Raw genomic sequence first — 13,407 nt, 5'->3', positions numbered from 1 at the left:
GCGCTAGCGGCGCATCCCGGGCTGCACATCCGCCAATGCGACGTGAAGCGACATGGCGCCCGGATCCTGCTCGAGCATGCGTTGCACGGATTCCAGATGCGATCGCAGCAATCGGCTTGCCAGATCGACGTTCCGTTCGCTGAGCGCCGCCAGGAATTGCCGCCGCTTTTCCGCCAGCCGCGCCATCGCGACCCCGCTCGAGGCGACCTTGGCGTAGACGAAGCGCATGTGGATCTCGGTCACCGAGTCTACGATCATCGCAATCACTTTGTTGCCGGTCGAGGCCGCCAGCAGCTTGTAGAACTCGCGCGAACATTCGACCCGGTCGAGCAGCCGGCCCTCCTTCGTCGCAAGCTCCGTCCGCTCGATATTGGCTTCCAATGCATCGAGATCGGCCCGGCGGGCATTGGCACAAGCCAGCTGCACCACGAGGTCGAGGACGTGGACCCGCGCCTCCGACAATTCCCGCACCGAAATCGTGCCGAGGCTCAGCATGTCGCGCATGACCTCGTTCATGCGGCGGGTGTCGCCCTGCTGGATGAAGGCGCCGCCCTTGACGCCCTTCTGCAGCCGGAGCACGCCGGCCATTTCGAGGCTGCGCAGCGCTTCCCGCAGCACGTTGCGGCTGACCCCGAGCTGTTGAGCAAGTTCGCGCTCGGCCGGCAGCTTGTCGCCGGGCTTCAGCACGCCGAGCGCCAGTTGCTCGCGAATGCGCTCGCAGATCTCCTCGAATGTCCGTCTGGTGTGAATTGGCTTGAATGTCGGCGCGGCCGGGGGGCCGACCGCACGATGATCGGAGACCCGCTCCCGGCGGCTCGGCGAGGCGGCACGGGAGCGCTGCGGCGCGCGAGGGCTTGACTTGGTGCTCATGCGGTGGATTATTAAATGGATCACCCATTCAATGGAAGCCCCTTTTTTGGGCTTGCCGCAAAGAAAACAAACCGGGAGTTCGTATGAGTTTTTCCGAGGAGCAGGTCGCGTTCCGCGACAACGTGCGCAGGATGGTCGCGAGGCACGTGGCGCCGATCGCCGCCGAGATCGACGAAACCGACCGCTTCCCGCTCGAGCTGGTCAAGCTGTTCGGCGAAATGGGGCTGATGCAGCTCTGGGTGCCGGAACGCTATGGCGGCCCGAACGGCAACCTGACCATGGCCTGCATCGCGCGCGAAGAGATCTCGAAGGTCTCGCCCGCCTGCGCGTCGATCGCGGCACTCAACACCATGTTCATCATGCCGCTAATGCATTTCGGCTCGGAGGAGCAGCGCAAGAAATATCTGCCGATCATCGCCGAGGGCGGCGTGGTCACGGCGATCGCAATCTCGGAGCCGCAGGCCGGCTCAGATGTCGCCGCGCTGAATACCCGCGCCCGCAAGGACGGAGAAAGCTATGTGCTGAATGGCCGCAAGCAGTGGTGCAGCTATGGAGTCGTCGCCGACTACATCGTGGTCATGGCGCGAACCAGTGACGGCGCCGGTGCGGACGGCATCAGCGCCTTCATCGTCGAGCCGAAGAAAATGCCGGGCATCACGTTCGGGCGCCACGAGCGCAAGATGGGCTTTCGCGGCGCGCCCAACACGCCGATCTTCTTCGACAATGTCCGGGTCCCCGCCGAGAACCTTGTCGGTGAGGAAGGCAGGGGTTTTCGCGCGTCGATGCGCGCGCTCGACCTCAACCGGCCGACCATCGGCGCGCAATCCGTTGGCCTCGCCCAAGGCGCACTGGATGCCTGCGTCGCTTACGCCAAGGAGCGCAAGCAATTCAAAAAGCCGATCGCCGAATTCCAGGGCGTGCAGTTCATGCTCGCCGACATGGCCATGCAGATCGAGGCGGCCCGCGCACTGGTCTACGAATGTGCCCGCGCCGGCGATGCCGGCGACTGGAAGCGGCTCAACGTGCTTGCCAGCATGGCCAAATGCGTCGGCAGCGACATGGCGATGAAGGTGACGACCGACGCGGTCCAGATCTTCGGCGGCTATGGCTACACGATGGACTATCCGGTCGAACGCATGATGCGCGATGCCAAGCTGACCCAGATTTTCGAAGGCACCAACCAGATCCAGCGCGTGGTGATCGCCCGCGAGCTGCTGCGATAGTGCAGATCGATTTCAAGAAGATACAATTACCGGGAGGAACGACCTTGAACCGTATCATGAACCGGGCGCTGATAGCCGGCGCGCTGTCAGCACTTCTGGCGGTACCTGCCTATGCTCAGAAAGCCTACGGTCCCGGTGCCAGCGATACCGAGATCAAGCTCGGCCAATCGACGCCGCTGAGTGGCCCCGCATCCGCGTTCGGCGCGGGCGCCGGGCGGGCGGTGGTCGGCTACTTTGAGATGCTGAACGCCAAAGGCGGCATCAACGGTCGCAAGATCAACTTCACGCAGCTCGACAATGCCTACAGCGCGCCGAAAGCGGTCGAACAGTCACGCAAGCTGATCGAGGACATCGGCATATTGGCCGAGGTCGGCACGATCGGTACCGCGCCCAACGTCGCGATCCAGAAGTACCTGAACGCCAAGCAGGTGCCGCAACTCTTCATCACCGCCGGCGGACGCCGCTTCAACGATCCCAAGGCATTTCCCTGGACTATCCCGCTCTATCCCGACTTCGAAACCGAAGGCCGCGTCATCGCCAAGTACATCCTGACGGCAAAGCCGGACGCCAGGATCGGCATCCTCTATCAGAATGACGACTATGGCAAGGACTACCTCAAGGGTCTCCGCGCCGGCCTCGGTCCGAAGGCCGAGTTGATCGTTGCCCAGGCTTCCTACGAGCTCGCCGATCCGACGATCGACTCGCAGATCGTCCAGCTGAAGGCCGCCGGTGTCGACACCCTGATCGAGCAGTCGTCGTCGAAGGCAGCCGCGCAATCGATCCGCAAGGTTTACGAGCTCGGCTGGAAGCCGCTGCACGTGATCGGCGGCTCGACCGCATCGGTCGAAACTATCCTGAAGCCCGCAGGCCTCGAAGCATCGAAAAGGCTGGTCACAACGCAATTCCTCAAGCAACCGGGCGACCCAGCCTGGGCCAATGATGAGGAAGTCAAGGCCTACAAGGAGTTCTTGAAGGCGTATGCACCTTCAGCCAATCCGGACGATTATTCTGTGCTCGTTGCCTATATGAACGTGCACGCCGTGGAGCTGGCTCTGCGCAAATGCGGCGACGACCTGACCCGCGAGAACCTCATGAAGCAGGCGACCTCGCTCAATGGCGAGCGATTGCCGATGATGCTCCCAGGCGTCGCGATCAGCACCCGGCCCGGAGACTACACGCCCTTCAGAACTCTGCGGATTGCGACATTTGACGGAGAAAGCTGGTCCTTGACCGGCGCCCCTCTATCGGCCGACTAGACCACACTGTCGGCGAGAGCCACCAAGGCTCTCGCTAGGTCAGGACAACAGCCGGGCCCGGTTAGAGCTGCCCGAGCAGCCATGTTCCATCACCGGAAGGCACTGGTGGTGGTGGGGGGCCAGCGAGTCTGCACAGAGCGTTATCTCTGGAACCTCAGCGGCGGCGCCAATGCGTCACCGGGCCGGACGTCAGGGTCGGGCCCAAAACCCTGTCGGAGTGAGGCACGCAGCAAAAAGTGTGATGGCCATTGATTGCCGGCTCCAGATCCCACTCGAAAAGAGCATAAGCCCTTTTCCAGGTGGGAAATCAGGCGCGGGACTAGGTGGCGACGGGAACCCCGTAGAACTTAGCTGGGTTAGACACCAGTATCTTGTGCTGCTGCTGAACATCAGCGGTATACTTGGCGAGCCCATCGAGGATCTCGCCGACATCCGGGACAGTGGCAGCGTCGTAGAGACCGACATGGGGCCAGTCACTTCCCCACACCATCCGATCGGGCGCGGCATCGATCAATGCTTCGGCAAACGGAACGACGTCGCGGAACGGATAGGATTGCGCCGAAAGTCTGAAGCCGCCGGACAGCTTCACGTAGCAGCTTGAGTTTCGGACAATGCGGAGCACCGCCTGGAATTCGGGGCTGTTAAGGCCGTTTGCCGCGGCGCACCACCCCATGTGATCGATGATGAAGGGTGCCCGCAGTCGAAGCAGTCGATCGACGATTTCGGGATAAGTCTCGCCGCGGGTCGCGACCTGAACGTGCCAGCCAACTTCCGCGCAGCGGTCCGCCAGGACTTCGAGATTCTGCAGGCCGACACCGCCACCGACGATATCGAGAACGCGGATACCGCGCACGCCGGCATCCTTGAGCTCGGCGATCTCTTTGTCGGAGATATCGGGGTCGATCACGGCGACCCCACACAGCCTGTCGGGGTATTCGCGCAATGCCTTGACGAGCAGCCGGTTATCGGTTCCGTGCACCGACACCTGCACGACGACACCATACTGCATGCCGACCCTGTCGAGCATCGCGACGAAATCGGCAGGCGATGCCGGCGGTGGATTGAAGTGTCTGCCTGATACGAAAGGATAGTCGACTGCGGGACCGATAACGTGGGCATGCGTCTCCCACGCGCCAGCCGGAACCTTGATCCTCTCCGGAGTTGAAGCCAGTCGCGGAGGGAGACAGTCCTTAATGACACCGTCGAAATGAAGCATCGTCACTGCACCTTTGAATCGAGAATGAAATCGACGGCCGCGCCCGTTGCGACGGCCTTCACTTCATCCAGAAACGCATCGTTGAGTGGAATGCCGGTCTTCAGCCGCTCCGCTCTGCGCGCGAATTCCGGCTCACCGGCGACGATCACTGGGCTGCCCGGATCGACGGCAGGCGTCGCGCGAAGGTGATCTAGGATGTCGCTGACGTCGTCCTCGAATGACCCGCCGGCGCGGAAGAAATCCGGATCCAGCGCAAGGAAGAAATGACCGATATTGTCGGGCGTGCCCGGCTTCGCACCCCGGCTGCGAAACGGCGAGAACGAGCCGCCCGCCAGCGTGCTGCCGAGCAATTGCGCCATCACGGCAAGACCGTAGCCCTTATGGGTGCCGGTTTCGCGGGTGCCGCCCATCGGCATCAATCCGCCGACGTCGCTCTCCATGCAGGTCCGGAAGCCTTCCGTGGGGTCGGTGACCGGCTTTCCGGAGCCGTCGACCACCCAGCCGACCGGAAGCGGCGTCTGATGATATGCGTAGACCTTGACCTTGTTGGCGGCGACCGCGGAGGTCGACATGTCTAGAAGAAACGGATCCCCCCTGCTCGCCGGCGCCGCGAATGCAATCGGATTGGTGCCGAGCACGGGCGTCGTGCCGCCGGTCGGGAGCACTGCAACGGTACGAGCCGACGACGTGACAAGTGCGATGACACCCTGGCGCGCCGCCATCTCGGCATAGAGCCCGGTCGCTCCAAAGTGATGCGAATTGACGACCGAGACGGCACCGATGCCAATCGCCTTGCACTTGGTGACCGCGAGGTTCATCGCCTCGACCGCGACGGGATGGCCGAGGCCCGCATCGCCGTCCATGAGAGCCGTGGCGGCATTCTCCTTCACGATCCGCGGCTGCGGCGTCATGTTGAGTCCGCCGGCGCGCCGCATCTTGTCATAGAGAGGGAGCATGGACGCGCCGTGAGATTCGATGCCGCGCAGATCGGTTTCGACCAATAGATCCGCGATCACGTTGACCTTGTCCGGCGTCATCCCCCATGCCGACAACACAAGTTCGATCTGCCTCTTCAAAAGCGCAGGCGTGACGTAGACCAGCCGCTCCTTCGCATCCATGTCCTCCGAATCCATCGGCGAATGTCCTTCAGCTCTTGTTCTTATGTGTGCTGGCTCGTTCGGCGGCCAGAAGCCATTGCAGGGCCGCTGGAGCATCCAGCCCCGGCATCGCCCCACCCTGCCGGACCAGGTCCGTTGTGTGGCGATAGCGATCGATGGTCGCGCGGGTGGTCAGGCTCCTGAGCCCGAGCGACTTCAACTGCGTTTCCGCCAGCTCCATCTCCACCAGCCGCCGGCCGGCGTGGGGAGGATGCGTCCTCAGATACATGTCGATGTGGTCGCGCAATGGACGCTGATCGAAATCGCCGAGCAGTTCGATCAGGTCCTGACGCAAGCCGAGTGCCTCCGCGGCCAGCATCGACTCCACGACCAGCGCATCGAGGCCTTTGGCAAACAGGCTCCGGAGCAGCTTCAGGCTCGATGCATCGCCAACCGCGGAGCCGTCGCGGGCCGATACGGAAAAGCCGAGCGCATTCATCGCCTCCGCGAAGTCCGTTGCCTTCTCCCCTGACGCCAGCAAGGGCGTCCGGATGCCGTGCAGGCTGACGGCGCCCATGATCGCCACATCGACGAACCGCGCACGGTTCGCACCGAGCATTTCGGCGGCCGCAATCACCTGTGGCGGATCGGCGGCGGTCAGGTCGGCAAGGATCGCCTGCTCCCGTAGTACCGGTGCGATTGTTTTGACCACGTCGCGCAGCCCATCGCCGGTGATCGTCAGCAGCACGACGTCGGCCGTGCTCGCCGCGCGCGCGACATCCTCGTCGACGTCGATGCCGAGCTTCTTCGCCGAGGCCGTCGCGCGCGGCGATGCACGCGAGGCAACCTTCAGCTCGACACCGCGATCGAGCAATGCGCTCGCAAAGCTGGTGCCGACCTCACCGAGACCGACCAGTGCAATCGAGGGTGTGCCGGTCATCGTGACGCTTTGACGAGCGGGCATTCGCTTTCATTCAGCGGCCGGAACGCCTGGCCACCGGGGATCGTATCGATAGTCCGGAAGTAATCCCACGGCTCCTTCGATTCCTTTGGCGACTTGACCTGGAAGATCTGCACCGGATGCGTCATACGCCCGTCGGCGCGGACCACGCCATCGCCAAGCAGCGGGTCCTTGACCGGGACCGATTTCAGATATTCGACCACCTTGCGGCCATCGGTGCTGCCGACTTTCTCGACGGCCCCGAGATAGGCCAGCACCGAGGAGTAAACGCCGCCCTGGAGCGCATCGGGGTGAATCCCCTTGTTGCGCTTGGCGAGCTCGGTCGCGAAGGCTCGCGTCGTCTCGTCCTTGGTCCAGTTCATGCTGCCGGCGGCGAGCAGACCCTGCGTAGCGTCAAGGCCCGCCGCGTGTACGACGGCAAGATTGAACTGCGGCGCGACAATCTTGTACTTGTCCGACGTGATCCCGAACTCGCGTGCCTGCTTGATCGCGTTCGAGAGATCGGCTCCGCCGCTGGCCAGCACGATGACGTCCGCACCGGACGACTGCGCCGTAAGAAGATAGGAGCTGAAGTCCGACGTGTTGAGCGGATGACGCACGGAGCCCAGCACGGTACCACCAGCTGCCTTGACGAACTTCGTGACGTTCTCCTCAAGGCTGTGCCCGAACGCATAGTCGACCGTGACGAAGAACCACTTCTTTCCGCCCTGATGCATCACACTCTTGACCAGCGCATTGGCGTTTCCATAGGAGTCCCAGGTCCAGTGGATCGTGTTGGGCGAGCACTTGGAGCCGGTCAGGTCGGTCGCGCCGACGCCAGACGGAACCATCACCCGGTCGAATTCCTTCGTGATCTCGACGGCGCCGAGTGCGACGGCCGAGTTGGCGAAGTCGAACACCGCATCGACGTCGTCGACCTGATACCAGCGACGCAGGATACCAAGGCCGACGTCGGCCTTGTTCTGGTGATCGGCAAACACGAGCTCGACCGGACGGCCGTTGACCTTGCCGCCAAACTTCTCGATCGCCATCTTGGCTGCCTCGACCGATCCATTTCCGGTCAGATCGGAGAACACCCCGGTCATGTCGGTCAGGACACCGATCTTCACCGTCCCCGATTTGTCTCCGGCCCAGGCACCGGTCGCCAGACAGCAAGCCAGTACACCAAGTACCCTCGCAAGCCCTTTCATTTCAAATTCCTCCCGTTTTCATTATTGGTGAGATCGGTGACCCGATCATCGATGTATTGGAGTTCGCGACGCAGAATCTTCTCTGTCTGGGTGCGCGGTATCGCGAGAACTCGCTCGACGAACCGAGGCAGCATGTATGTCGGCACCTGATCGGCAAGCCGCCCGCGCACGTCGCGCAGATCGAAATCGCAGTCCGTCACGACTACCGCCTTGACCTCTTCGCCCATGATCGGATCCGCAACGCCTACGATCGCGCAATCCCGGACCCCGGGCAGCTTCAGCAGACGGCCCTCGAGCTCCTGCGGCGAGATCATCTCTCCACCACGCCGAATGAGCTCTTTCGTGCGTCCATGAAAATATAGATATCCGTCGGAATCGAAGCTGCCGACATCGCCGGTGTGAAACCAGAAGTTCCGGCTCGCCTTCGCTAACTCGTCCGGCTTGTTGTAGTAACCGAGCAGGATTCGGTTCGGTTCGAGCGGCCGAACCACTATCTCGCCGCGCTCGCCGGTCGGGAGCGGGTTGTCATCCGGGTCGACGATCTGGACCTGCATGTCCGGCCGCACCCGGCCGTTGGCGCCGAGCTTGTGGTCCCCAGCCGTACTTCCGGATACCCAACCTCCGACCTCGGTCATGCCGTAGAGTTCGTGCACCTTGAAACCGAAGCGGTCCTCGATGGTGCGCGCGAGTTCGGCTGTCGTACCGCCTCCGATCGTAAAGCGCATCATGTGGTCGCGCATCGGTACGGAATAGCGTGCCGCCAGGATCGCGAGTACCGTGCCGACGAACGTGCAACCGGTCGCCTGCACGGCCTTCGCGTCCTCGAAGAACGAAGTCGCCGAAAACCGCCGCCGCAGGCCAAGCGATGCGCCCACCGTCAACGCCGACATAACCGCATAGGTCTGTGGATTCGTGTGATATAGCGGCAGATAGACGAAGATGCGGTCCTCCGCGGTCAGTTCGAGGATGCGGGCCGACTGCACTCCGGTCGCCGCGTAACCGCCATGCGCACATATCACGCCCTTCGGACGCCCGGTCGTTCCCGACGTATACAGGATCGTGCAGGCATCATGCGGCGCGATGTCGGCGACCTCGCTCTCGGGAAGAGCGGCAAGCTCCAGAAGAAACTTTTCGTCGTCGATCGCGACAACGGGAAGCTCGACCCGGCCGTCACGAAGATCACCGCGCCTCGAGACCAGCCAATCCTCATCGGCCATGATCAGCCTGGAATCGGATTGCGCCACCAGATAGTCGATGCTGTCGCCCTTCAACTGGTCGTTCAGGCACACGGCAACGGCACCGGCCGCATTGATACCGAACCACGCGACCAGGAACGCGGCGGAGTTCCCCGAGATAAGAGCAACATGGTCGCCCTTTCCGATGCTGCGCCCTTGCAGCAGTCGCGCGCATCTGAGCGATAGCGAATGGATTTCCGCAAACGAATACGATCGCTCCGCAGTGACCACAAACGGCTTTTGTGGCGTGACTGATGCCCAGTGTGACAGGCGTTCCAGGATCATAGCTCGGCCGCGTAGTTGACGACACGCTTGGCCAAGGCGTTCTTTAGCACTTCGGAGGAGCCGCCGCCTATCTCATAGGTCTTGGCATCGCGCATGAAGCGACCGAACGGCGCGTTCACCATCGTGCCGTAGGCGCCACAGATCTGGACGCAGCGCGCCGCGACCTCGGTTGCTACCTCCGAAGCGAACAGCTTCGCGGCACTGGCCCGACGGATGACGTCGTCATGGTTGTCCAGCGCCCGCGCCGCCTCGTAAACCAACAGGCGCGCGGCATCGATCTTCGCCAGCATGTCTGCGAAGTACCATTGGATACCCTGAAAATTGACAACCTTCTGGTCGAACGCGGTGCGATCGCGCGCGAACACAAGGGCTGCGTCAAACGCGGCCCTTGCAATACCGACCGAAATGCCCGCGGCAAGTGTGCGCGAATAGTCGAGCGTCGTCACCGCCTGCCGGACGCCTTTGCCCTCCTGCCCGACCAGGTGATCCAGCGGAAGCCGCACGTCCTGCAGCCGAACGTTGACATGCGGGCCGTTGCGCAGGCCGAAGGTTGCGGAGTTCTCTCCGACATATGTAGAGACCCCGGCGCATTCGCGGGGGACGACAAAGACTGATACACCGATATCTGTCTGTGCAAGGATCACAAACACTTCGGCGCGGGAGCCGGACGTGATAAACGACTTCTCGCCGTTCAGAACCCAGGCGTCGCCGTCCTTGTGCGCCTTGGTATCGAGCCTGCGAATATCGCTGCCATGCGAGGCTTCAGTCAGGGCGTAGGAAGCGATCAGCCCCTCCGCGAATTGCGGCAGATAGCGCTGTTTGAGGCTCTCCGAGCCGAACGTGTTTAGCATCGTCTGCGCCTGGAAGATCGTGATCAGACAGATCGCGACGGCGGCGCTTCCGTAGCCGATCTCCTCGCAGGCGGCTACGCTATGGGCATAGCCCAGCTCGCGGCCGCCGAATTTCTTTGGCAGCGAGATCGCGTTGCAGCCAAGCTTTGCAAGATCGCGAACGATCTCGGCTGGGTACAGGTCCTTGGCGTCGATCTCATTGGCCAGCGGCACGATGCGCTGCTTCACGAACCGCCGCACCTCGTCCACGAACCCGGCCTCGACCGCCGGCTGCCACATGGTGTTCGGCAAGCCTTCCATCGCGTTTCCTTCGCATTTGTTTTCGCCGAGAGAACAACGCAGATTGTCTTGATCGTCAATAAGATATTCAATATCATCTATATGATTAAACGGGGGAAACATGCCACGATCACGATCCGGCAAGTCCTTAGGAATCAGTGTGAAGTCGTCACTGCGCACGCTGCAGATTCTGGAGTACATCGATTCCAGACAGCGGGCCGTGACCATCGCGGAACTGTCGGCAAGTCTCGCATTTCCCCAGTCGAGCACGTCGACGATCGTACAGAGCATGATCAATGCCGGTTATCTCGTCGTTGATCATGATAGTCGGGGAATCCTTCCCAGCAGCCGGGTGGCGGCGTTGGGCAACTGGGTCGAGCCGAGCGTCTCGCGCGCGGACGTTAGATCGCTGATGGTCGCGGTTGGTGAACGCACCAGCCAGACGATCCTGCTCGGCGTCCCGTCCGATCTGTGTGTGCGCTACATCGACGTGATTCCCGGTCGCCACGCGATGCGCCTCGACATCCCGGTGGGATCGCGGCTGCCACTGATGGAAGCCGGCATGGGGCGACTGCTGCTCTCGGAGATGCCGGACCAGACGGTCGAGGAGCTTTGGCAACAGACGAAACGACGCGTCAAGGACGAAGGAGCACAAGGCATCCGCCCCTCCGACGTTTCCAATCTATGGAATGCGAATCCATTCGTCTCGCCGCTTCCCGAAATTATGGAAGAGCTGAAGCAAATCCGACGGACCGGGTTTGCGATTTCGCTGGGGCGGATCTCGCTCGGCGCCGGTATTGTCTGCGTTGCGATGCCGCGCGGACCGCTCGAGCAACCTATCGGACTTGGAATCGGCGGTCTGTCCGAACTGATTTCACGCGACGCCCAGCAAATATTGTCTGTAGTGCGCGACGCGGCCAGCGAATTGGGGATCGCCTTGAAAATGCGCAGCGGGACGACGCGGACATCTGAACGAGAGAAGACCAGGCGTCTGCGAAAATAGCAGGATCAGTCGTCGTACAATGCCAACACGAAGAACCAAAATCTCCGCAGACAGTCAAATCACGGAAGCCACGAGCTATGGCCCTCCCGCAGCGGGCTCGGTCAAGTCGGCGGGACGCGTGCTTCGGATTCTTGAGTTCTTCGACGAAATTCAGCGCGACGCGCGGGTTGCCGAAGTGGCCGAACGCCTTGCGTTTCCGCAATCATCGACCTCCATCCTCCTCAACTGCCTGGTCGAGCTGGGTTACATGGACTATTTGCCGGAGAGCCGCAGCTTCCTGCCCTCACCGCGTGTCACCCTGCTCGGGACCTGGCTGGACAAGGGCCCGGTCAGAAACGGCAGCCTGATCAGGATGCTTGAAGAGCTGTCCCACAAGACCGGCGACACCGTGATCATCGCCGCGCGCAGCGGCATCTTCGCGCAGTATATCCACGTGCTGCAGGCGAGGTCCGCGATGCGCTTCCACGTTCCGCCGGGATCCCGGCGGCTGGTGGTCTGGTCGGCCACCGGCTTTTCGCTGCTGACTCCATGTAGCGACAGAGAGATCCGCGGCCTCTGCACGCGCACGAACGCGGAAGCAGCGCTCGGGATTCCGCGTATCGACATCAATCAGGTGGTCGAGAATGTCGGTCGCACGCGGCGTGATGGCTACTTCTTCTCGGCAGGACTGGTGACGCCGGGCGCAGGCTCGATTGCCATTCCCCTGCCCGAAGGCATCGACGGATGGAACAGAGCGCTCGCTGTTGCAGTGTCAGGTCCTCTGCAGGACATGACACGACGTCGAGCCGAGATCGTCGCACTGCTCAATGATGTCGTGCAGCGCTATCTCCGGCCAGCTCCGTCAGCCTAGGCGGCGCCGACAGCTTCCTGCCGGTCGACCAGCAGCGGCCAGAAGCCGTCTCCGCCGCGCGCACAGATTACCCGGCCAATTTTTTCCTGCCACCACGGTTCGGCGCCCCATTCGTCGCGCCATGACCACAACCGACGAGTGGCATAATGCAGCGGGTGCTCCTGCGTAAATCCCATGGCGCCGTGCACCTGATGGCATATGGCGGCAACCTGTCCGGCGGCCTCGCCGCAACGGGACTTTGCGATCGCCACGGCAAACGCATTGTCGCCGAGCAGCGGTGCCTCGGAGAGCGCGTCGCCGGCCGCCGACGCTGCCGCGAAATGCCCGGCAGCAATCGCCAACATGTGCTGAACGGCCTGGAACTTGCTGATCGGACGGCCAAACTGGACACGTTCATTGGCATAGGCCAAAGCATAGTCCATGCAGCGCTCCATCCCTCCGATCATTTGTTGCACCCGGATGGCCGCGCCGAATGGCATCAAACCCTCTGCGGCGAGGCAGGAGGATGCCGGCGACACGTCGTTCGATGAAAGGTGCAAGCCGTCGAAGTCGATGTCCTCGCGTGGCTCGCAAGCGACGTTCCGTCGCGCCTTGGTCGAGTTGATCTTTGCGGTGGGCACGCGGCAGAGGAACGCCTTTCCGGATGCGTCGCGAGCGAATACCAGCGCGTGCAACGCCTGCTTGCCCCATGGAACGTGGCGCGCGGTGCCATGGAGTGTCGCGCCCCTGGCGCCCGCTACGAGCGTGATGCGATCCAGCGGATTGACCGGCGCAAGCGTCATGGCTCCTTTGATGACCTCCCCGCCGGCATCCGTCCACAGGGCGTTGGCCATGATGGTTTCCGCGAGCGGCAGCGGCACCGAATGAAATGCGGACCTACGGATCAGGCTCGCAGCCACGCTCGAAGCAAGTCCGACGCCGCCCTTCGCATCCGGCACGAGGGCGAGTGGCAAGCCAGCATCGTCCAGAGCGCCCCACAGCGACCCCGGCCAATGACCTGCATCGGCCTCCAGCAGGATCTGCTTGTCGATGTGTTGCTGAAACAGGCGGTCTGCCTGCTCAAGTACGATAGCTGACATGTCTTCCATGAC

At 62.4% G+C, this 13,407-nt stretch carries 12 protein-coding genes; 4 read left to right on the top strand and 8 right to left on the bottom strand.

The genetic code is table 11. The annotated features are described in order from the left end of the window. Nucleotides 1-3: 3 nt before the first annotated feature. Nucleotides 4-870 (bottom strand): FadR/GntR family transcriptional regulator, encoded by an 867-nt coding sequence (locus tag ACVWY5_RS12990; protein ID WP_050386185.1) that lies wholly within the window; start codon nucleotides 868-870, stop codon nucleotides 4-6. Nucleotides 871-953: 83 nt separating this feature from the next. Here ACVWY5_RS12990 and ACVWY5_RS12985 point away from each other — a divergent pair, with 83 nt between their 5' ends. Then, nucleotides 954-2,093 (top strand): acyl-CoA dehydrogenase family protein, encoded by a 1,140-nt coding sequence (locus tag ACVWY5_RS12985; RefSeq protein ID WP_028334204.1) that lies wholly within the window; start codon nucleotides 954-956, stop codon nucleotides 2,091-2,093. Between the two features lie 56 nt (nucleotides 2,094-2,149). Then, the gene (locus ACVWY5_RS12980) at nucleotides 2,150-3,349 is read left to right on the top strand and encodes an ABC transporter substrate-binding protein (RefSeq protein ID WP_028334203.1); all 1,200 of its coding nucleotides are present in this window, start codon (nucleotides 2,150-2,152) and stop codon (nucleotides 3,347-3,349) included. A 319-nt stretch (nucleotides 3,350-3,668) separates the two neighbouring features. Here the strand turns inward: ACVWY5_RS12980 and ACVWY5_RS12975 are convergent, their stop codons facing one another. From ACVWY5_RS12975 to ACVWY5_RS12950, 6 genes are read right to left on the bottom strand one after another with little or no spacing between them, the layout of a single operon-like run. Then, a complete protein-coding gene (locus tag ACVWY5_RS12975; RefSeq protein WP_080667080.1) occupies nucleotides 3,669-4,565 on the bottom strand; it encodes an amidohydrolase family protein in 897 nt (298 codons plus the stop codon). A gap of 2 nt (nucleotides 4,566-4,567) precedes the next feature. Continuing rightward, the gene (locus ACVWY5_RS12970) at nucleotides 4,568-5,698 is read right to left on the bottom strand and encodes an Ldh family oxidoreductase (protein WP_028334202.1); all 1,131 of its coding nucleotides are present in this window, start codon (nucleotides 5,696-5,698) and stop codon (nucleotides 4,568-4,570) included. Nucleotides 5,699-5,711: 13 nt separating this feature from the next. After that, entirely contained in the window at nucleotides 5,712-6,602 is an 891-nt protein-coding gene (locus tag ACVWY5_RS12965) for an NAD(P)-binding domain-containing protein (protein WP_038377464.1), read from the bottom strand. Further along, the gene (locus ACVWY5_RS12960) at nucleotides 6,599-7,813 is read right to left on the bottom strand and encodes an ABC transporter substrate-binding protein (RefSeq protein WP_028334200.1); all 1,215 of its coding nucleotides are present in this window, start codon (nucleotides 7,811-7,813) and stop codon (nucleotides 6,599-6,601) included. The genes ACVWY5_RS12965 and ACVWY5_RS12960 overlap by 4 nt, the downstream gene beginning before the upstream one ends. Then, entirely contained in the window at nucleotides 7,810-9,333 is a 1,524-nt protein-coding gene (locus tag ACVWY5_RS12955) for an AMP-binding protein (protein WP_028334199.1), read from the bottom strand. The genes ACVWY5_RS12960 and ACVWY5_RS12955 overlap by 4 nt, the downstream gene beginning before the upstream one ends. Next, nucleotides 9,330-10,643: an acyl-CoA dehydrogenase family protein gene (locus ACVWY5_RS12950; protein WP_321176802.1), complete on the bottom strand. Its 1,314-nt coding sequence runs from the start codon at nucleotides 10,641-10,643 to the stop codon at nucleotides 9,330-9,332. The genes ACVWY5_RS12955 and ACVWY5_RS12950 overlap by 4 nt, the downstream gene beginning before the upstream one ends. On the opposite strand from ACVWY5_RS12950, the gene ACVWY5_RS12945 reads away from it, so the two are divergent. Further along, nucleotides 10,624-11,466: an IclR family transcriptional regulator gene (locus tag ACVWY5_RS12945; protein WP_028334197.1), complete on the top strand. Its 843-nt coding sequence runs from the start codon at nucleotides 10,624-10,626 to the stop codon at nucleotides 11,464-11,466. The genes ACVWY5_RS12950 and ACVWY5_RS12945 overlap by 20 nt on opposite strands. A 118-nt stretch (nucleotides 11,467-11,584) precedes the next feature. After that, nucleotides 11,585-12,316 carry an IclR family transcriptional regulator domain-containing protein gene (locus tag ACVWY5_RS12940; RefSeq protein ID WP_028334196.1) on the top strand — a complete coding sequence of 244 codons (732 nt, stop codon included), beginning with the start codon at nucleotides 11,585-11,587 and terminating at the stop codon, nucleotides 12,314-12,316. Here ACVWY5_RS12940 and ACVWY5_RS12935 read toward each other — a convergent pair. Next, the gene (locus ACVWY5_RS12935; protein WP_028334195.1) at nucleotides 12,313-13,404 is read right to left on the bottom strand and encodes an acyl-CoA dehydrogenase family protein; all 1,092 of its coding nucleotides are present in this window, start codon (nucleotides 13,402-13,404) and stop codon (nucleotides 12,313-12,315) included. The genes ACVWY5_RS12940 and ACVWY5_RS12935 overlap by 4 nt on opposite strands. Nucleotides 13,405-13,407: the final 3 nt, after the last annotated feature.

The organism is Bradyrhizobium sp. USDA 3256 (genome assembly GCF_054058275.1).
This window is presented reverse-complemented; position numbering and strand designations above follow the sequence as displayed.